This window comes from Streptomyces sp. NBC_01314, assembly GCF_041435215.1.
GTDB lineage: Bacteria > Actinomycetota > Actinomycetes > Streptomycetales > Streptomycetaceae > Streptomyces.
In genome coordinates this window covers 8,261,857-8,282,079 of sequence record NZ_CP108394.1, presented here as the reverse complement: position 1 = coordinate 8,282,079, position 20,223 = coordinate 8,261,857, and the positions used below count along the sequence as shown (strand labels likewise).

Annotated in this window: 16 protein-coding genes; 5 read left to right on the top strand and 11 right to left on the bottom strand. The window is 70.0% G+C overall.

Going from position 1 to position 20,223, the window contains the following annotated elements; all coding sequences use genetic code 11:
• Positions 1-117: 117 nt before the first annotated feature.
• Genes OG622_RS36355 through coxB form a run of 3 tightly spaced genes read right to left on the bottom strand, consistent with a single transcriptional unit; the run spans position 118 to position 3,208 of the window.
• Positions 118-516: a cytochrome c oxidase subunit 4 gene (locus OG622_RS36355; RefSeq protein WP_371580868.1), complete on the bottom strand. Its 399-nt coding sequence runs from the start codon at positions 514-516 to the stop codon at positions 118-120.
• Positions 513-2,252 carry a cytochrome c oxidase subunit I gene (ctaD, locus tag OG622_RS36350; protein WP_371580867.1) on the bottom strand — a complete coding sequence of 580 codons (1,740 nt, stop codon included), beginning with the start codon at positions 2,250-2,252 and terminating at the stop codon, positions 513-515. The genes OG622_RS36355 and ctaD overlap by 4 nt, the downstream gene beginning before the upstream one ends.
• Positions 2,249-3,208, bottom strand: a complete 960-nt coding sequence (gene coxB / locus OG622_RS36345) for a cytochrome c oxidase subunit II (RefSeq protein WP_371580866.1) — start codon at positions 3,206-3,208, stop codon at positions 2,249-2,251. The genes ctaD and coxB overlap by 4 nt, the downstream gene beginning before the upstream one ends.
• A gap of 305 nt (positions 3,209-3,513) precedes the next feature.
• Between coxB and OG622_RS36340 the strand changes: the two genes are divergently transcribed.
• Positions 3,514-4,890, top strand: a complete 1,377-nt coding sequence (locus OG622_RS36340; RefSeq protein WP_371580865.1) for a cysteine desulfurase/sulfurtransferase TusA family protein — start codon at positions 3,514-3,516, stop codon at positions 4,888-4,890.
• A gap of 142 nt (positions 4,891-5,032) precedes the next feature.
• Here the strand turns inward: OG622_RS36340 and OG622_RS36335 are convergent, their stop codons facing one another.
• Positions 5,033-6,007, bottom strand: a complete 975-nt coding sequence (locus tag OG622_RS36335; RefSeq protein WP_371580864.1) for a carbohydrate kinase family protein — start codon at positions 6,005-6,007, stop codon at positions 5,033-5,035.
• Positions 6,008-6,142: 135 nt separating this feature from the next.
• Between OG622_RS36335 and OG622_RS36330 the strand changes: the two genes are divergently transcribed.
• A complete protein-coding gene (locus OG622_RS36330) occupies positions 6,143-6,352 on the top strand; it encodes a hypothetical protein (protein ID WP_371580863.1) in 210 nt (69 codons plus the stop codon).
• 85 nt (positions 6,353-6,437) lie between these two features.
• Positions 6,438-8,192, top strand: a complete 1,755-nt coding sequence (locus OG622_RS36325) for a hypothetical protein (protein ID WP_371580862.1) — start codon at positions 6,438-6,440, stop codon at positions 8,190-8,192.
• Positions 8,193-8,364: 172 nt separating this feature from the next.
• On the opposite strand, the gene OG622_RS36320 is transcribed toward OG622_RS36325, so the two are convergent.
• On the bottom strand, positions 8,365-8,721 hold the full coding sequence (locus OG622_RS36320; protein ID WP_371580861.1) for a HesB/IscA family protein: 357 nt from the start codon (positions 8,719-8,721) through the stop codon (positions 8,365-8,367).
• Between the two features lie 349 nt (positions 8,722-9,070).
• Here OG622_RS36320 and nadA point away from each other — a divergent pair, with 349 nt between their 5' ends.
• On the top strand, positions 9,071-10,255 hold the full coding sequence (gene nadA / locus OG622_RS36315; RefSeq protein ID WP_371580860.1) for a quinolinate synthase NadA: 1,185 nt from the start codon (positions 9,071-9,073) through the stop codon (positions 10,253-10,255).
• 28 nt (positions 10,256-10,283) lie between these two features.
• On the opposite strand, the gene OG622_RS36310 is transcribed toward nadA, so the two are convergent.
• From OG622_RS36310 to OG622_RS36285, 6 genes are all read right to left on the bottom strand, one after another.
• On the bottom strand, positions 10,284-12,536 hold the full coding sequence (locus OG622_RS36310; protein ID WP_371580859.1) for a protein kinase: 2,253 nt from the start codon (positions 12,534-12,536) through the stop codon (positions 10,284-10,286).
• Positions 12,537-12,654: 118 nt separating this feature from the next.
• Entirely contained in the window at positions 12,655-15,786 is a 3,132-nt protein-coding gene (locus tag OG622_RS36305; RefSeq protein WP_371580858.1) for an efflux RND transporter permease subunit, read from the bottom strand.
• Positions 15,787-15,989: 203 nt separating this feature from the next.
• Positions 15,990-16,676: a response regulator gene (locus OG622_RS36300; protein ID WP_371580857.1), complete on the bottom strand. Its 687-nt coding sequence runs from the start codon at positions 16,674-16,676 to the stop codon at positions 15,990-15,992.
• Between the two features lie 22 nt (positions 16,677-16,698).
• Positions 16,699-17,940, bottom strand: coding sequence for a sensor histidine kinase (locus tag OG622_RS36295; protein ID WP_371580856.1), 1,242 nt, complete (start codon positions 17,938-17,940; stop codon positions 16,699-16,701).
• Between the two features lie 160 nt (positions 17,941-18,100).
• Positions 18,101-18,379, bottom strand: coding sequence for a hypothetical protein (locus OG622_RS36290; RefSeq protein ID WP_326583368.1), 279 nt, complete (start codon positions 18,377-18,379; stop codon positions 18,101-18,103).
• A 27-nt stretch (positions 18,380-18,406) separates the two neighbouring features.
• Positions 18,407-19,207 (bottom strand): PspA/IM30 family protein, encoded by an 801-nt coding sequence (locus tag OG622_RS36285; protein ID WP_079081744.1) that lies wholly within the window; start codon positions 19,205-19,207, stop codon positions 18,407-18,409.
• A gap of 334 nt (positions 19,208-19,541) precedes the next feature.
• Between OG622_RS36285 and OG622_RS36280 the strand changes: the two genes are divergently transcribed.
• Positions 19,542-20,171 carry a DUF3043 domain-containing protein gene (locus OG622_RS36280; protein WP_371580855.1) on the top strand — a complete coding sequence of 210 codons (630 nt, stop codon included), beginning with the start codon at positions 19,542-19,544 and terminating at the stop codon, positions 20,169-20,171.
• Positions 20,172-20,223 lie beyond the last annotated feature (52 nt).

The following is a 20,223-nucleotide window of genomic DNA, read 5'->3' as shown; positions in this document are numbered from 1 at the left end:
GAACGCCTGTCAGGCGCGGCGCGCCGAGTAGGCCGAGTGAGCTACGTACGGCGTGGCAAACGGGGGAAGCCCGGACCTCCTGTGGGAGTGTCCGGGCTTCCGTGCGCTCTGCGCGTGTTACTGGTTCTGGCTTTCTCCGCGGTAGTACTCGAAGACCCAGCCCCACAGGCCGATCAGGATGATCGGGGTGGAGAAGTACAGCAGCCACCAGCCGAAGACGATGCCCATGAAGGCGAGCGCGCCGCCCGTGGCCAGGGCGAGAGGCTGCCAGCTGTGCGGGCTGAAGAAGCCCAGCTCACCGGCGTCGTCCGCGACGTCGGCCTCCTTGTCGTCCTGCGCGCCCACGTCGACCCGCCGGGCCGTGAAGGCCAGGTAGTAGCCGACCATGATGCACAGGCCGAAGGTCAGGAAGAGCGCCGTGGTTCCGGCCGGCTCCTTCGACCACACGCCGTAGACGATCGCCATGGCGAGCACGAAGACGCTCAGCCAGATGAACATCTTGCCTTGGACCTTCACTTGCCGGCCTCCTTGCCGCTGGTCGCGAGCTCGTTGGCCGCCGGGCCGCCGTGCGCGAGCTGCTCGAGCGCGGCGATCTCCGGGTGGTGCAGGTCGAACGCCGGGGATTCACTGCGGATCCGCGGCAGGGTGAGGAAGTTGTGCCGCGGCGGCGGGCAGGACGTCGCCCACTCCAGCGAACGGCCGTAGCCCCACGGGTCGTCGACCTCGACCTTCTTGCCGTACTTGGCCGTCTTCCACACGTTGTAGAGGAACGGCAGGATCGACAGACCGAGTACGAACGAGGCGATCGTGGAGATCGTGTTCAGTGCGGTGAACCCGTCGGCGGCGAGGTAGTCCGCGTAACGACGCGGCATGCCCTCCGCGCCCAGCCAGTGCTGGACGAGGAACGTGCCGTGGAAGCCGATGAACAGCGTCCAGAAGGTCATCTTGCCGAGCCGCTCGTCGAGCATCTTGCCCGTCATCTTCGGCCACCAGAAGTGGAAGCCGGAGAACATCGCGAACACGACGGTGCCGAACACCACGTAGTGGAAGTGCGCCACCACGAAGTACGAGTCCGAGACGTGGAAGTCCATCGGCGGCGAGGCCAGGATGACACCGGTCAGACCACCGAAGGTGAAGGTGATCAGGAAGCCGGTGGCCCAGAGCATCGGTGTCTCGAAGGACAACGATCCCTTCCACATCGTTCCGATCCAGTTGAAGAACTTCACACCGGTCGGTACGGCGATGAGGAACGTCATGAAGGAGAAGAACGGTAGGAGTACGCCACCGGTGACGTACATGTGGTGCGCCCACACCGTGACCGAGAGGCCCGCGATCGCGATGGTCGCGCCGATCAGACCCATGTAACCGAACATCGGCTTACGGGAGAAGACCGGGATGACCTCGGAGATGATGCCGAAGAACGGCAGGGCGATGATGTACACCTCTGGATGGCCGAAGAACCAGAAGAGGTGTTGCCAGAGCAAGGCGCCGCCGTTGGCCGCGTCGAAGACGTGCGCACCGAACTTGCGGTCCGCCTCCAGGGCCAGCAGCGCCGCCGCGAGGACGGGGAAGGCGAGCAGGACCAGGACACCGGTCAGCAGCACGTTCCACACGAAGATCGGCATGCGGAACATGGTCATGCCGGGCGCGCGCATGCAGATGATCGTGGTGATGAAGTTGACCGAGCCGAGGATCGTGCCGAAGCCGGAGAAGGCCAGACCCATGATCCACATGTCGGCGCCGATACCCGGGCTGCGGACCGCGTCCGACAGCGGGCTGTAGGCGAACCAGCCGAAGTCGGCCGCGCCCTGCGGGGTGAGGAAGCCACCGACCGCGATGAGCGAGCCGAAGAGGTACAGCCAGTACGCGAACATGTTCAGCCGCGGGAACGCCACATCGGGCGCGCCGATCTGCAGCGGCATGATCCAGTTGGCGAATCCGGCGAACAGCGGCGTCGCGAACATCAGCAGCATGATCGTGCCGTGCATCGTGAACGCCTGGTTGAACTGCTCGTTCGACATGATCTGCGTACCCGGGCGGGCGAGCTCGGCACGCATCAGGAGCGCCATGACGCCACCGATGCAGAAGAACGCGAACGACGTGACCAGGTACAGCGTGCCGATCGTCTTGTGGTCGGTGGTCGTCAGCCACTTCACCACGACGTTGCCAGGCTGCTTGCGCCGTACCGGAAGCTCGTCTTCGTACGAGCCCTCGGCGGCGGCAGCACCCTGAGGTTCGTTGATGATGCTCACAGCTGGTTCACCTCCCGGTCCTTCTCGTGCTGCGTCTGCTCGATGCCCGCCGGGACGTAACCCGTCTGACCCTTCTCGGCCAGCTCCTTGAGGTGCTGCTCGTACCGCTCCTGGGAGACGACCTTCACGTTGAAGAGCATCCGGGAGTGGTCGACGCCGCACAGCTCGGCGCACTTGCCGAGGAAGGTGCCCTCCTGATTGGGCGTCACCTGGAACACGTTGGTGTGGCCCGGGATGACGTCCTGCTTCATCAGGAACGGCACCACCCAGAAGGAGTGGATGACGTCACGCGAGGTGAGGACGAAGCGGACCGTCTTGCCTTCCGGCAGCCAGAGGGTCGGGCCGGGGTTGCCGGTCTGCGGGTTCTTGTCACCGGGGGTGCCGCAGGTGTACACGCCGCCCGCGTTGTCCGGGAACTGCTTCTTCCACTTGGTCGGAATCGCGTCCAGGTTCTCGTCGGTCTTCGCGTCACCGGTCGAGCCGTCGACGTTCTCGATGTAGTTGAAGCACCAGCTCCACTGGAAGCCCACCACGTTGACCGTGAGGTCGGGCTTCTTCGACGTGTCGAGGAGCTTCGACTCGTCGCGGGCGGTGAAGTAGAAGAGCACCGAGACGATGATCAGCGGGACGACCGTGTACAGCGCCTCGATGGGCATGTTGTACCGGGTCTGTGGGGGAACTTCGACCTTGGTGCGGCTGCGCCGGTGGAAGAAAGCACTCCACAGGATCAGGCCCCAGACCAGTACGCCCGTGGCGAGCGCGGCGGCCCACGAACCCTGCCAGAGGGAGAGGATCCGAGGAGCCTCTTCCGTGGTCGGGGTGGGCATACCAAGGCGGGGAAAGTCCTTGTATGTGCAACCGGTGGCGGTCGCCAGGACCAGGCCCGCGGTCAGTGCCTGCAGCAGCTTCCGCCGCATCGGGCGCCGCGGAGAGCGGTCGGAGCCGTTGGGACTCACGTAGCGCCTTCCCGAGAGTCTCGCCCGCGCGGTGTGGCTGCGGCCTTCTCGCTGGTCGGTCGCCGCCCTGCGACGGGCAGGGGTTTGGATGTTTATGCGGACCAAACCCTACTGGACGCGATTTGGGGTCGCGCGGGGAGGGGGTGCCAACTCGCCGGGGGTCACGCCGGGCGCCTAATAGCTCGGGACTTCGGGTGTTTTGACGGGTGCGCGCGCGTTGTGGTTGTTCGCACCCACGCGGCGGAGCCGCGCATGTGGCAGCCCCGCGCACCGTTTCCGCCGAGCCCAGGCTTTAGCGTTGCCCCGTGGCCTACTTCGACTCCGCTTCTTCCGTTCCCCTTCATCCCGTCGCCCGGCAGGCGCTGGTGGCTTCGCTGGACGAGGGGTGGGCCGATCCGGCGCGGTTGTACCGAGAGGGGCGGCGGGCGCGGTTGCTGCTGGACGCGGCTCGGGAGGCCGCCGCGGAGGCCGTGGGGTGCCGGGCGGACGAACTGGTCTTCACCTCGTCCGGGACCCGGGCCGTACATGCCGGGATCGCAGGCGTGTTGGCCGGACGGCGGCGGGTGGGACGTCACCTGATCGTGTCGTCGGTCGAACACTCTTCGGTACTCCACGCCGCGGAGGTGCACGAGGCCGACGGCGGGACGGTCACCCGGGTGGCGGTGGAGCGCACCGGGTCGGTGGCCGCGTCCTCGTACGTCGAGGCCCTGCGGGAGGACACCGCGCTCGCCTGTCTGCAGTCGGCCAACCACGAGGTGGGGACGGAGCAGCCGGTGGCCGAGGTGGCGGCGGCGTGCCGGGCGGCCGGGGTGCCGTTGCTGGTGGACGCGGCGCAGTCGCTCGGGTGGGGGCGGGTGAGCGGGGACTGGTCGGTGCTGACCGCCAGTGCCCATAAATGGGGCGGCCCGTCCGGGGTCGGGCTCCTCGCCGTACGGAAGGGTGTGCGGTTCGCGGTGCGAGGGCCCGCCGACGAGCGGGAGTCGGGGCGGGCCGCCGGGTTCGAGAACATCCCGGCGATCGTGGCGGCCGCCGCCTCGCTGCGGGCCGTACGGGCGGAGGCGGACGCGGAGGCCGTGCGGCTGCGGGAGTTGACGGAGCGTATCCGGGCGCGGGTGCCGTCGCTGGTGCCCGATGTGGAGGTGGTGGGCGACCCGGAGCGCCGGCTGCCCGGGGTGGTCACCTTCTCCTGTCTCTATGTCGACGGGGAGACGTTGCTCCACGAGCTGGACCGCGAGGGCTTCTCCGTCTCCTCCGGCTCCTCCTGCACGAGCAGCACGCTGACGCCCAGCCATGTACTGCGGGCCATGGGGGTCCTGAGCGAGGGCAACGTACGGGTGTCGCTGCCTCCGGGCGCGGCGGAGGAGGACGTCGAGCGGTTCCTGTCGGTGCTGCCCGGTGCGGTCGCGGCGGTCCGGGAGAAGGTGGGGCCCGCGGCCCCCGCGACCGTCCTGCGTGAGGACGTCCTCGTCGTGGACGCGCTCGGCAAGCGCTGCCCGATCCCCGTCATCGAGCTGGCGAAGGTGATCGGCGACGTCCCGGTCGGCGGCACGGTCCGCGTCCTCTCCGACGACGAGGCGGCCCGTCTGGACATCCCGGCGTGGTGCGAGATGCGGGAGCAGGAGTACGTGGGAGAGGAGCCGTCGGAGCGGGGTGCGGCGTACGTGGTGCGAAGGCTGACTTGACGGGTTGCCCGCGCCCCCATTGTTTTCAGGGGCGCGGGGCTGTGTCGAAATGCGGCTCCGCCGCGTGGGCGCGGCCGGCCACGACGGACCCTCGGCCGACGACGCACCGCCGCCGGCGACCCGAGGGTCGCCGAGTCCCGCCTCAGCCGAGGTGCGTACGGACCTCTTCCGCCGCCTCGTCCCCGTACGCCTTCGTGAACCGGTCCATGAAGTTCGCCCGCCGCAGCTGGTACTCCTGCGTACCCACGGTCTCGATCACGAGCGTGGCGAGCATGCAGCCGACCTGGGCGGCCCGCTCCAGCGAGACGCCCCAGACCAGCCCCGAGAGGAACCCCGCGCGGAACGCGTCGCCGACACCCGTGGGCTCGGCCTTGCGCTCCTCCTCCGGGCAGCCGACCTCGATCGGGTCGTGACCGGCCCGCTCGACGCGTACGCCCTGCGCGCCGAGCGTGGTCACCCGGTGGCCGACCTTCGCGAGGATCTCCGCGTCCGACCAGCCGGTCTTGGACTCGATGAGGCCCTTCTCGTACTCGTTGGAGAAGAGGTAGGTGGCGCCGTCCAGCAGTATCCGGATCTCGTCACCGTTCATCCGGGCGATCTGCTGGGAGAAGTCCGCGGCGAACGGGATGTTCCGGGAGCGGCACTCCTCCGTGTGGCGGAGCATCGCCTCCGGGTCGTCCGCGCCGATGAGGACGAGGTCGAGGCCGTCGACGCGGTCGGCGACGGTCTTCAGCTCGATGAGGCGGGCCTCGCTCATCGCGCCGGTGTAGAAGGAGCCGATCTGGTTGTGGTCGGCGTCCGTGGTGCACACGAACCGGGCCGTGTGCAGCGTCTCGGAGATGCGCACGGAGGCGGTGTCCACACCGTGCCGGTCGAGCCACGCGCGGTACTCGTCGAAGTCGGAGCCCGCCGCACCGACCAGGATCGGGCGCGTACCGAGCTGTCCCATGCCGAACGCGACGTTCGCGCCGACACCGCCCCGGCGTACGTCGAGCTGGTCGACGAGGAAGGACAGGGAGACCGTGTGCAGCTGGTCCGCGACGAGTTGGTCGGCGAAGCGGCCCGGGAAGGTCATCAGATGATCGGTGGCGATGGAGCCGGAGACTGCGATACGCACGGCGAGGACACGCTCCTGCGAAGGAAGAGGGGATTGACAGTTCACGCTACCGGGTTGCTCGCCCGCTCTGAAGCAGGCAAAACTACCCGATAGTAGGTCTTTCTTCGCGAGGTTCGTGGTGCGTACGGTGCGGTTATGACGAACCCCAAGATCCACGGCACCGTTCCGTTCGACCTGGACGGCGGCCTCGCGGCGCTGCGCGGTGACTGCGCCCGGATGGCTCCGCACTGGGCGGCCCCCACGAAGGTCATTACGGCTCCGGTGTCCCCTTCGCTCATTCACGGGGTGACGGTGCCGGCGACGTCCGCGCGACTGGTGGACGCGATGCGGGAGTACGGCGACTGAGGGAACCGTCGGCTCCTCCGCCGCGTCCCATCGCTGTCCCTCGTATAGGGGATGCGGTGTACGACCTTGCCGAAGGAGCGATGCGGTGAACCCCGAGCGACCCGACAACCCCGAGAACCCGGACGAGGGCCCCGAGCCCGACGCCGCCGAGGAGATCAGGGCTGCCGGGGCTGACGTCACCGAGGCCGACGTGGCCGATACGGCCGACCGGGCCGATGAGGCTGCGGCTGCGGCTGCGGCTGCGGCTGCGGAGAGTGACGTGGATGGCCAGGGTGTGGCCGTTGACGGTGACGACGGCCCCGGTGACGACGACGGCAGCGACGGCGACGGCGGTCACGTCGTGGACGTCGGCGGTGCCGAGCGGCCGCGTGGGCGGCGATCCCGGGTGGCCGTAGCGTCCGTGGCCGCCGCGGTGCTGCTGGTCGGGGGTGGTGGGGCGTTCCTCGCCACCACCGCGTCCGGCGGGTCCGGGGGCGACGACAAGGGCTCCGGCTCACCCGGCGGTGACGGCACTCCCCCGCCGCTCGCGCTCGACGGATACACCGACGGCGGTTCGAACGGCATCGCGCCCGGTGAGCCCAACCCCAACGGGGTGACCTATCGCGCGGGCGACGACCTGCCCGAGGGACCCGGCTCGGCTCCGGTGTACTCGGTCAAGGGCGAGGTGACGGCCGCCGAGGTGGCGCGGCTCGCGAAGGCGCTCGGGGTGGAGGGCAAGCCGACGCCCGAGGGCGAGGCCTGGCAGGTGGGGGTGGCCGGGGACGGTTCGGGACCGGTGCTCCACGTGAACAGGCAGGCGCCGGGGACGTGGACGTTCAACCGGTACACGCCGGGCACCGACAACTGCCAGAAGGTCGACGTCTGCGCGTCCGGCGGTTCGGCCGAGGGCGGCGACCCGGTGAGCGAGGCGGTGGCCAGGAAGGCGGCGGCACCCGTCCTCAAGGCCGTCGGCCAGGACGACGCCAAGCTCGACGCCACCCAACTGATGGGCGCCGTACGAGTGGTGAACGCCGACCCCGAGGTCGGCGGGCTGCCCACTTACGGCTGGTCGACCGGCGTACAGATCGGCGCCGACGGCCACGTGGTCGGCGGCAGCGGCAACCTGAAGTCGCCGGTGAAGAGCGACACGTATCCCGTCGTGGACGCGGAACGGGCGCTGGAGCTGATGAACGGCTCCGGGCAGGGCGTCGACACCGGGCGCGGCGGCATCGGCGGCTGCACCGGTCCCGTACCGCTGGAGGGCGAGAACGGGGCGGTCGCCGAGAGCGGGACGGTCGTGGCGGACGAAACGCCGTGCGAGGCGGTGACCAGGCTGCCGAAGCCGGAGACGGTCGCCGTCGAGAAGGCGGTGTTCGGGCTCGCCTCTCACCATGTGGACGGCCTCCCGGCCCTGGTGCCGTCCTGGATGTTCGAGGTGCGGCCGACGGGGGCCGAGGACTCCTACACGGTGACGCATCCGGCGATCGACCCGAAGTATCTGGCCGCCCCCGAGCCCCGCTCGGAGCCGACCGAGAAGCCCGGCGAGCCGGGTGACACGCCATCCACCGGTCCGTCCTCGCGTGATGTGCGGATCCAGGGCTACAAGGTCGACGGCGACGAGCTGACCGTGGCCTTCTGGGGCGGGGTGTGCAGCGACTACTCGGCCTCGGCGGGCGAGGAGTCGGGCGAGGTGACGGTCACCGTGACCGACACCCCGTGGGAGGGCAAGGTCTGCATCATGATCGCCAAGGCGGTGGAGCGGACGGTGCGGCTGGACGAGCCGCTCGGCGACCGGAAGGTGGTCGGGTCGGACGGCAGGGCGATCCCGGAGGGCGGGATCGCGGAACTGGAGCCGCGGTAACCGCCGCCGCGGCGGGCGGCGGCCGGGCGGGCGGAGGGATGCGCGGCCTCGGCTGAGCGGGCATACGAGCCGTAGGCGAGCGGGCATACGAAGGCGGCGTCCCCTCGGAGGGGACGCCGCCTTCGTCATACCTGATCGTCGCCGTACGCGTACCGCTGTCGCGGGCGGGAGCTCAGCTGAAGGAGTCGCCGCAGGCGCAGGAGCCCGTCGCGTTCGGGTTGTCGATGGTGAAGCCCTGCTTCTCGATGGTGTCGACGAAGTCGATCGTGGCGCCGCCCAGGTACGGGGCGCTCATGCGGTCGGTGATGACCTTCACGCCGTCGAAGTCCTTCAGGACGTCGCCGTCGAGCGAGCGCTCGTCGAAGAAGAGCTGGTAACGCAGGCCGGAGCAGCCGCCGGGCTGAACGGCGACGCGCAGCGCCAGATCGTCACGGCCTTCCTGGTCGAGCAGGGCCCTGACCTTGGCCGCGGCGGCGTCGGTCACGATGATGCCGTCGGTGACGGTGCCGGTCTCGTCCGATACGGACATCTACATCTCTCCCGGGTTGTACGGAGACTGCTTGCCGACGGGTGCAACCGCCGGAGCCCCGGATTCATTCCGGGCCGCGCGAGTTTCCCTCGCGTCTCTCTTCATGCTCGCACATGGTCCGCGACACCGGCACCGGGTCGCCCGGGGCTGTGGACAACCCCACGCGACGTAGGCGGTCCCAGCGGTCCGGTGCGTCCGCCGGGATTCATGTCACATCGACAATATGGGCATCGTCAAAGTGACGTGAAGCGGTTATGATAGATAGCGTCAATTCGACGAAAAGGATAGCCCGGATGTCCCGCCGACCCTCACCCGGGCGGCGAGCCGCAGAACAGAAAGGGTGCGTGCCGTGACCACCGCCCAGACCCAGGAGCTCGACGTACAGCCGACGCCCCTCGCCCTGCTGCTGCTCGGCCGCGAGGCCGACCCGAGGAGCGAGCGGGGTGTCGAGTGTCCGGGTGACCTTCCCTCCCCGTCCGACCCCGACCTTGTGGAGCGCGCCCGCGCGGCCAAGGAGAAGCTCGGGGACAAGGTCTTCGTGCTGGGCCACCACTACCAGCGCGACGAGGTCATCCAGTTCGCGGACGTCACGGGCGACTCCTTCAAGCTGGCCCGGGACGCGGCGGCGCGGCCCGAGGCCGAGTACATCGTGTTCTGCGGTGTGCACTTCATGGCCGAGTCGGCGGACATCCTCACCGGCGACGACCAGAAGGTCGTCCTGCCGGACCTGGCCGCAGGGTGCTCCATGGCCGACATGGCCACCGCCGAGCAGGTCGCCGAGTGCTGGGACGTGCTGACCGAGGCGGGCATAGCCGAGCAGGTCGTGCCCGTCTCGTACATGAACTCCTCCGCCGACATCAAGGCCTTCACCGGCAAGCACGGCGGCACGATCTGCACCTCGTCGAACGCGAAACGGGCCCTGGACTGGGCCTTCGAGCAGGGCGAGAAGGTCCTGTTCCTGCCGGACCAGCACCTGGGGCGCAACACCGCGGTGCGGGACATGGGGATGTCGCTCGACGACTGTGTCCTCTACAACCCGCACAAGCCGAACGGCGGGCTCACGGTCGAGCAGCTGCGGGCCGCGAAGATGATCCTGTGGCGGGGGCACTGCTCGGTGCACGGCCGCTTCAGCCTGCAGTCCGTGAACGACGTACGGGAGCGCATTCCGGGCGTGAACGTCCTCGTCCACCCCGAGTGCAAGCACGAGGTCGTGGCGGCGGCGGACTACGTCGGGTCGACCGAGTACATCATCAAGGCGCTGGAGGCCGCTCCGGCCGGTTCCAAGTGGGCCATCGGCACCGAGCTGAACCTCGTCCGGCGGCTGGCGAACCGTTTCGCGCCCGAAGGCAAGGAGATCGTCTTCCTCGACCGCGCGGTCTGCTTCTGCTCCACCATGAACCGCATCGACCTTCCCCACCTCGTCTGGACCCTGGAGTCCCTCGCCGAGGGCACCCTCGTCAACCGCATCGAGGTCGACAAGGAGACGGAGACGTTCGCGAAGCTGGCGCTGGAGCGGATGCTGGCGCTGCCGTAGCCCATGGCCCGCTTACCCCGACGCGCGCTCACCCCGATACGGGCTCCCGGTCGGGGTGGGCGGGGTCGAGGGAGAAGAGCGTGCCGTCGGAGACGGCCACGACCAGCGCTCCCTCGTGGGGCAGCGCCCGGGGAGCGCCTTGGACCGACCAGGTCGGCGTGGCACGGGGCAGCGTCTCCCACAGCAGGGTGCCCTTGAGCCTGTCGAGCGCCGCGACCCTGCCGGTGTCGCTGGCCAGGTAGACGGTGCCCGTCACGGCGTCGTACCCGGGCTCGCCCGGCCGTTCCAGACTGGTCCTGGTCCGCCACAGCAGCTCGCCCGTGTGCGGTGACACGGCAGTCACCTGACCGCCGGACCGGGTGAACACCAGCATGCCGTCCGTCAGGGCCGCCCGGCCCCGCCCGTTCTCGCCCGGCTGCGTCATCACTCGGGTACCGGTCTCCAGGTCCTGGAGCAGGATCGTGTCGTACGTCGGGTCGCTGCCGCGGGTCGCGTCGGTGTATTCGGTGCCGTCCGCGACCAGGACCAGGTCTCCCTGCTTCGCGCCGAGAAGGACGCTGTTCAGCGGCACCTTCACGGTCCTGGCCGAGCCGTCGGCGCGGTCCACGACCAGGACCCGGGATTCCGGGTTCGCCGCCTTGGCGTCCCGGGTCACCGGCCGACAGTGCGCGTACGTGCCCGCTCCGGCCGTGGTGAACGTGCAGTGGTGGCCGGCGGGCATCCGCAGGGACCAGCGCTCGGCGCCCGTGCGCGGTGAACGGGCCGTGACCGTCACACCGTCGGGTTCGGGGGTGAGGACGAGGTCGCCGGTCAGGGCCGGGGCGATCTCGGTGATGTCCACCCGACGGGTCCACAGCCGCTCCCCGGTGTCCGCGTCGAGGGCTACGAGATCGACCGGGTCCACCACGGGTTCGCCGCTGAAGACGGTCTGCTGCACGAGGACGGTCCCGTCCCGGACGCCGAGGACCGAGGCGTAGTACCGATCCCGCTCGTGGGTGGCCGGTACGAGGTCGGCCCGCCAGACGGTCTTTCCGGTCCTGCCGTCGACGCGGATGGGGAGGACTCCCTCGCCCCCGCAGTAGACAGCGTTCCCGTGCACCTGGCAGGAGGGGGCGCCGCCGGCGCCGCCGTCCTTCGAGGGCAGCGGCCCGTGGGTACCGGCCGACGCCTTCGCGAACACCGTCGTCTGCCAGGGCTGCCAGCCGCTGGGCGGGGCCGTCCAGCGGGAGGTCGGGGACGGCGCGGGTGCCGCCGTGTCGGTCGTCCGCACGCCACCCGGTCCCAGCAGATAGGCCGTCAGCCCGAGGACCAGCGCGCCCACGGTGCCGGTCGCGGCGAGCAGGGGCCGGACACGGCGTCGGCGGGCGGGCCGCGGGGCCGGTCCGGGGTACGTCGTGGGACCCGGGCGGGGCTCCGTCGCGACGTCCTGGGTGTCCGTGCGGGGCGTCACCGGCGGCAGGTCGCCCGGCTCCGGCTCCGGCAGGGCGTCCGCGAACTCCTGGGCCAGTTCGTCGAGTCCGGGCCGGTCGGCGGCCTTCTTGGCCAGACAGCGTTCCAGAACGCCGCGCAGCGGCCCGTCCACCCCGTCCAGCACGGGTGCGTCGTGCATCACCCGGTAGGCCGTCAGATAAGGGCTGTCCGCGTCGAAGGGGCCCCGCCCGGTGACGGCGTACACCAGGAGGGTCCCGAGCGAGAAGACGTCCGAGGCCGGGCCGGCCGTGCGGGCGTCGGTGAGCTGTTCCGGCGACATGAACGGCGGGGTGCCGATCATCTGTCCGGTCTCGGTCAGATTGAGGTTCTCCGTCGCGCGGGAGATGCCGAAGTCGATGACGCGGGGGCCGTCCTGCGCCATCAGGACGTTGGCCGGCTTCAGGTCCCGGTGCACCACACCGGCCCGGTGGATCTCCCGCAGCGCCTCGACGAGTCCCAGGGCCAGGGGGCGCAGCTCGGTGACGCGGAGCGGGCCCCGGTCGCGGATCCGCTGGGCGAGCGAGCGCCCGGGCACGTACTGGGTCGCCATCCAGGGGCGTTCCGCCTCCGGGTCGGCGTCCACGACGGCCGCGGTGAAGGCGCCGCTGACCTTGCGGACGGCCTCGATCTCCTGCCGGAACCGGGCGCGGAAGACGGCATCCTGGGCGTACTGGGCGTGCACCACCTTCACGGCGACCTCGCGGCCGGAACGTGCCCGTGCCCGGTAGACGACGCCCATGCCGCCGTTTCCGAGCCGGTCGACCACTTTGTACCCGCCGACCGATCTCGGGTCGTCGCTGTGCAGGGCCACGCCCGAGTCCCTCCCCCGTGAAGCGGTTCGAGGCACAGGATACGTAACGCCGGTGCACGGACGGCCGGGTCCCGAACCCGCACGGTTCGGGACCCGGCCGCTTTGGGCCTCGGGGGCGTCAGACCCCGGCGGGCTCCGGCTTCTCCGACTCCGGCTTCTGCGACTCGGTCGGCTCGGACGGGGTGCCCGAGCGCTTCAGGGCCTTCTTCTTCGCCCGTCGTTCCTTACGGATCTCGACCATCGTGTAGAGGGTCGGGACCAGGAGGAGGGTCAGCAGCGTCGAGGTGATCAGGCCGCCGATGACGACCACCGCGAGGGGCTGGGCGATGAAGCCGCCCTCGCCCGTGATGCCGAGGGCCATGGGCAGCAGCGCGAAGATCGTCGCCAGCGCCGTCATCAGGATGGGACGCAGACGGTGGCGTCCGCCCTCGATGACCGCCTCCACCGTGCCGTAGCCCTGGCGGCGGTACTGGTTGATCAGGTCGATCAGCACGATCGCGTTCGTCACCACGATGCCGATCAGCATCAGCATGCCGATCATCGCGGGGACACCCATGGGCGTGCCGGTGATGATCAGCAGGCCGATCGCGCCGGTGGCCGCGAAGGGGATCGAGACCAGCAGGATCAGCGGCTGGACCAGGGACCGGAAGGTCGCGACCAGCAGCATGAAGACGATCGCGATCGCCGCGAGCATCGCGAGACCGAGGGAGGCGAAGGCCTCGTCCTGGTCCTGGGAGACGCCGCCGATGTCGGCGGTGGCACCCTCGGGAAGCTTCAGGGCGTCCAGCTTGGCGGTGAGGTCGGTGCTGACCGCGCCGGTGTTGTCGCCCTTGGGTTTCGCCGTGATCGTCGCGGCCCGCTGGCCGTCGATCCGGGTCATGGAGACCGGGCCGTCCACCAGCTCGACGTCCGCGATGTCCCCCAGCTTCACCGCGCCCAGCGGCAGGTCCCGCAGCTCCTTGAGCGTCTCGGCGGGGTTCGCCGACTTGATGACGACGTCCCGCTCGGTGTCGTCGAGGACGGCCCGGCCGCTGGTCGTACCGCGGACGGCCTGGGAGACGGCGGCGCCGAGGGTCTGGTCGTCGAAGCCGGCCGCGGCCGCCTTGTCGGTGGCCCTCACGGAGATGCGGGGCACGCTCTGGGCGAGGTCGCTGGTGACGTCCGTGACGTTGTCCATCGTCGAGACCGCGTCGCGGACCTGGTCGGCGGCCTCGCGCAGGACATCGCCGTCGGCGGCCTTCACGACCACGCTGAGGTCCTGGCTGCCGAAGGCGTCGCCGACCGCGACGGTCGTCGTACCGACCCCGGAGAGCCCGGCGAGGCCCTTCTCGATCGTGTCCTGGACGTCCGCGGCGGTGACCGAGTCGTCCAGCATGACGCTGTACGAGGCCTGGTTGGAGTCGGTGCCACCGCCGAACGCGGCCAGGAAGCCGGAGGAGCCGACGGTGACCTGGTAGTCCTTGACGCCCTTGGTGTCGGCGAGCAGCTTCTCGACCTTCTTGGTCTGCTCGTCGGTCGCCGCGAGGCTCGTGCCGGGCTTCAGCTCCTGCTTGAGGCTGAGGACCTCCTGGTCGCCCGGGTCGAAGAAGTTCGTCTTCAGCAGCGGGGCCATGCCGAACGTGCCGATCAGGACGACGGCCGCGACGGCCACACTGGTCAGCCGGCGGCGGGTGGCGAAGCGCAGGACGGGGACGTAGAAGCGCTGGAGGCGGCTCTTCGCCTCCTTCTCCTCGGCCGTACGGCGGGCTTCCTCGGCGTCCTCGGGCGTGCCCTTCGGGGCGCGCAGGAACCAGTACGACAGCACCGGGACCACGGTCAGCGAGACCACGAGAGAGGCCAGCAGGGCCGCCGTGACGGTCAGCGAGAAGCTGCCGAACAGCTGGCCGACCATGCCGCCGGTCAGGCCGATCGGGAGGAAGACCGCGACGGTCGTCAGGGTGGAGGACGTGACCGCGCCGGCGACCTCGCGGACCGCCTTGAGGATCGCCTCCTCGCGCTCCTCGCCGTAGCCGAGGTGACGCTTGATGTTCTCCAGGACGACGATCGAGTCGTCGACGACCCGGCCGATGGCGATGGTCAGCGCGCCGAGCGTCAGCATGTTGAGGGAGAGGTCACGGGTCCACAGGACGATCAGCGCCAGGACCACCGACAGCGGGATGGACACCGCGGTGACGAGGGTCGAGCGGATCGACGCCAGGAAGACCAGGATGACCAGGACCGCGAAGAGCAGACCGAGGGCTCCCTCGGTGGTCAGGCCGTCGATGGACTTGGAGACCGCCGGACCCTGGTCGCTGACCACGGTGACGGTGGCGCCGGAGCCCAGGTCGCGGCGCATGTCCGACAGCTTGTCCTCGACGGCCTCGGAGATGGCGACCGCGCTGCCGTCGCGGTCCATGGTGACCATGACCGCGAGGCTCGGCTCACCGTTCGTCCGGGTGATGGAGTCGGCCTTGGCCTGCTCCTCCTTGACGGCGGCCACGTCGGCGAGACGTACGGGCTTCTTGGCACCCTCGCCACGCACCATCAGGTTCTCGATCTGCTCCAGCGAGGTGTAGCCGCCGCCGACCTGGACGGTGCGGTTGGCGCCGTCCTCGTCGAAGGAGCCCGCGGGAACGGTGACGCCGCCCGCCTGGAGGGCCTGGGAGAGGGCCATCGTGGTCAGGCCCGCCTTCGCCAGCTTCGCGTCGTCGGGGGTGACGGCGACCTGGAGATCGCGTACGCCGTCGACGGTGACCTGGCCGACGCCGTCGATGCCTTCGAGCGTCGGCACGACGGTCCGGTCGAGCTGGTCGGCCAGGGCCTGCTGGTCCTCGTCGGAGGAGACGGCGAGGACGACGGTCGGCATGTCGTCCGTCGAGCCCGCGATCACCTGCGGATCCACGTCGGCCGGCAGCTGCGCCCGGACCCGGTTGACGGCCTGCTGGACATCGGCGACGAGCTGGTCGGTGCCGGGCCCGTAGTCGAAGGACGCCATGATCAGGGCATTGCCCTCGCCGGCGGTGGAGGTGACGCCCGTGATGCCGTCGACGGCTTCGAGGCTGTCCTCGATGGGCTCGACGACCTGCTTCTCGACCACGTCCGGGGAAGCGCCCTGGTAGGGCGCCAGCACGGACACCATGGGCAGTTCGATGGTGGGCAGCAGCTGCTGCTTGAGCTGGGGTATCGCGATCGCCCCGAAGACGAGCGCGATGATCGACATCAGACCGACGAGGGCCCGTTGTGCGAGGCTGAACCGAGACAGCCAGGACATGGGTCAGGGTCTCTCTTCCGTGGCGTGAGCGGAGGACGAACGCCCATGCCACATGCGGCTTGGATCCCCCATGTGTCGCTCGTGTGAAGCGGATGTGAGCGCTCACCTCATACCCTGGGCCATGGGGGACCCCCGTTCCCTCGCTCCGCAGGGCCATTTCCTTATGCCGCGCATACTCCGGGTGGAGTAGTGCCGGACCGCTCTCAGTCCACCCGTGGGCGTACCAGCCCCGATTCGTACGCGAAGACCACCAGTTGGGCCCGGTCGCGGGCGCCGAGCTTGGCCATGCCCCGGTTGACGTGTGTCTTCACGGTCAGCGGGCTGACCTCCAGGCGCTCGGCGATCTCGTCGTTGGAGAGCCCGCCCGCGACCTGTACGAGCACCTCGCGCTCGCGGCTGGTCAGCGTGGCGAGGCGCGCCGAGCGGGCGGCGGCACCCTCGCCGTCGGCCGAGTCGTCCGGCTGGGCGAGGAAACGGGCGATCAGGCCCTTGGTCGCGGTGGGCGACAGCAGGGCCTCACCGCCGGCGGCGATCCGGATCGCGTTCAGCAGTTCCTCCGGCTCGGCGCCCTTGCCGAGGAAGCCGGAGGCGCCGGCGCGCAGCGACTGCACGACGTAGTCGTCGACCTCGAAGGTGGTGAGGATGACGACACGGACCTGGGCGAGCGTCGGATCGGCGCTGATCAGGCGGGTGGCGGCCAGCCCGTCCGTGCCCGGCATCCGGATGTCCATCAGTACGACGTCCGCCCGCTCCTCCTTCGCGAGCCGCACCGCCTCCGCCCCGTTCGACGCCTCCCCCACCACCTCCATGTCCGGCTCCGAGTCGACGAGCACCCGGAAGGCACTGCGCAGCAGGGCCTGGTCGTCGGCGAGCAGGACACGGATCGTCATACGGGGTCCCCCGGGGCACTGGTCACGGTCGTACGGCTTCCGCGGCGGTCGTTCGGGTCTTGAGCGGCAGGATCGCATGGACGCGGAAGCCGCCGCCGTAGCGGGGGCCGGTGGCGAGGGTGCCGCCGAGCGCGGTGACGCGTTCGCGCATGCCGAGGAGGCCGTGCCCGCCGCCGCCGTCCGCCTCCTCACCCGCGCCGTCCGTGGTCGCCTGCCCGGTGCCGTTGTCCAGGATGGTGATCTCCATGTTCGGGCCTACGCGTACGACGCTGACCTCGGCCTTCACTTCCTGGCCCGCGTGCTTGCGCACATTGGTGAGGGCTTCCTGGATGACGCGGTACGCGGCGAGGTCGACGGCTGCCGGCAGGGTCACCCCCTGGTCGGCACGGGCCACCTCGACCGCCAGGCCCGCGCTGTGGAAGGTGCCGACGAGTTCGTCGAGCCGTACGAGGCCGGGGGCGGGCTCGGTCGGGGCCTCTGGGTCCCCGGACTGGCGGAGCAGGCCGACGGTGGCACGGAGTTCGTTGAGTGCGGAGCGGCTGGCCTCGCGGACGTGGGCGAGGGCCTCCTTGGCCTGGTCGGGCCGCTTGTCCATGACGTGCGCGGCGACTCCGGCCTGCACGTTGACCAGGGCGATGTGGTGGGCGACGACGTCGTGCAGGTCTCGGGCGATCCGCAGACGCTCCTCGGCGACCCGGCGGCGGGCCTCCTCCTCACGGGTGCGCTCCGCCCGTTCGGCGCGTTCCCGGATGGCGTGCACGAAGTCGCGGCGGCTGCGTACGGCGTCCCCTGCCGCGGCGGCCATGCCGGTCCAGGCGAAGATGCCGACGTTCTCCTGGTCGTACCAGGACAGGGGGCCGGCGAGCATGGCCGTACCGGTCAGCACGGTCATCGTGAGCAGGCCGACGCGCCAGGTGGTGGGGCGGTCGGTGGTGGAGGCGACGGTGTACAGGGCGATGACGGCGGACATCGCGACGGGCGCGCGCGGGTCACCGGTCACCAGTTCGGCGACGGCGAGGGCGGAGGTGGCGGCCAGTACGGCCATGGGTGCGCGGCGGCGGGCGATCAGGACGGCGGCGGCCGACACCATCAGCACGAAGCCGAGGCCGTCGGGGGTGCGGGCGCCCCACTTGTCACCGTGCTCGGCGTGGGGGTCGACGAAGGCGCCCGCGACCATCGCGACGAGGACGCCCACGGCGAGGGCCGCGTCCAGTGCGGTGGGGTGTGCTGTCAACCAGGCCTTGGCGCGCTGGAAGGTGCTCACGGAGCTTTACCCAACGGGGTTCTCGCAGGTGGGCGAACGGATGGATCGTTCCTCGGGTGCGGGTGCGGGTGCGGGTGGGCGGGGGCCGACCGCGCGGTTCCCCGCGCCCCAGGAAGACGGGGGCCGCTCCCCGTGCTGTTCGGCCCGGACGTGCGGCCGGTCACCCCGGGATCAGGCCGTCGTCGCTCAGCATCTCCCTGACCTCCTCCAGCGTCGCGTCCGGCGCCGGGAGGATCAGTTCCGAGGGCTCCAGGGAGTCGTCGGGCAGGGGCGTGCCCAGCTCTCGGACCTTGTCCAGGAGGGCGTGGAGGGTGTGACGGAAGCCCGGTCCGTCGCCGACCTCCATCTCCGCCAGGAGTACGTCGTCCAGCTTGTTCAGCTCGGTGAAGTGGACGTCATCCAGCCTCACCTGCCCCTCCCCCATGATCCGTACGATCATGTCGCCCTCCTCGGGGACGAGAGACACCTACTTGTCGAAGCGCGGAGTGTCCTGCCGCTGGGACTGCTGCTGCGGGGCCGACTGGCCCGTGCCGCCCTCGATGGCCTGCTGCTGTGCGGACGGGCCGCCCGCCAGCTCCGCCTTCATCCGCTGGAGCTCCAGCTCGACGTCCGTACCGCCGGAGAGGCGGTCCAGCTCGGTCTGGATGTCGTCCTTGTGCAGGCCGGAGGAGTCGTCGAGGGCACCGGAGGCGAGCAGCTCGTCGATGGCGCCGGCGCGGGCCTGGAGCTGCGCCGTCTTGTCCTCGGCGCGCTGTATGGCGAGACCGACGTCGCCCATCTCCTCGGAGATTCCGGAGAACGCCTCGCCGATCCGGGTCTGGGCCTGGGCGGCGGTGTACGTGGCCTTGATCGTCTCCTTCTTCGTACGGAAGGCGTCGACCTTGGCCTGCAGACGCTGCGCGGCGAGGGTGAGCTTCTCCTCCTCGCCCTGGAGAGTGGAGTGCTGCGTCTCCAGGTCCGTCACCTGCTGCTGGAGCGCGGCACGGCGCGAGAGCGCCTCGCGGGCCAGGTCCTCACGGCCCAGCGCGAGCGCCTTGCGGCCCTGGTCCTCCAGCTTCGACGACTGGGACTGCAGCTGGTTGAGCTGGAGCTCCAGGCGCTTGCGGGACGTGGCCACGTCGGCCACGCCTCGGCGCACCTTCTGGAGCAGCTCCAGCTGTTTCTGGTACGAGTAATCAAGGGTCTCGCGCGGGTCCTCGGCCCGGTCAAGGGCCTTGTTCGCCTTCGCGCGGAAGATCATCCCCATACGCTTCATGACACCGCTCATGGGCTTCGCGCGCCCCCTTCTGACGGACTCCAGCTCACAGGTCTGCGACAGAACCCACAGTACGGGCCCTGCTTCTATTACCGCACTGTTCGGGGACCGATGCGCTCATCCCCAAGGACGACTGTGTACGGCACCGCTCCGGCGTAGGGAGTAGGTGTCTCCCGGGGTCTTGTACGGGCCGACCCCCGGAATACCTCGGACCCCCTACGGACGAACCGTCACCGCGCTCCCCCTTTTCCGGGTTTCCCGGGTTGCCCCGAACACTTTCGCCCCACCTCTGTCTCCAGTACGGACGCCGGGTGTTGCCGGATCGTTCCCCAGTCGGCTGGGGTCCATGCCCCGGCACCCCGTACCCTTGGGTTTTGTGTTCCGTAGCCGCGCCAAGAGCGAGAAGGAATCGGCCGCCGACAAGGCGGCGGTGACCAACTCCCAGCAGACCCGTCACCCGCAGGCCCCCAAGGGGCGGCCCACTCCCAAGCGGAGTGCGGCCCAAGGCCAGCGTCGTAGCGTTGCCAATACGCCGACGACGCGCAAGGAGGCAGCCAAGCGCTCCCGCGACGAGCGCCGCTCCGCCATGGAGAAGCAGCGTCAGGCGCTGGCAACCGGCGACGAGCGCTATCTGCCCGCACGGGACAAGGGCCCCGTGCGCAGGTTCGCCCGTGACTTCGTGGACTCGCGCTTCCACATCGCCGAGTTCTTCCTGCCGCTGGCCGTGCTCATCCTCGTGCTGAGCATGGTGCAGGTGGCGTCACTGCAGAACATCGCGCTGCTGCTGTGGCTGTTCGTGATCGTTCTGATCGTGGTCGACTCGATCAGCCTCGGGTTCCGTCTGAAGAAGCAGCTGAACGAGCGCTTCCCCGACGCGAACAAGAAGGGCGCCGTGGCCTACGCCCTGATGCGCACGCTCCAGATGCGTCGCCTCCGGCTGCCGAAGCCGCAGGTCAAGCGCGGAGAGCGGCCCTGAGCACGACCGCTTTCTCCGGAGGTGCCGCTCAGGCCTGGCTGAACCGGCTGGG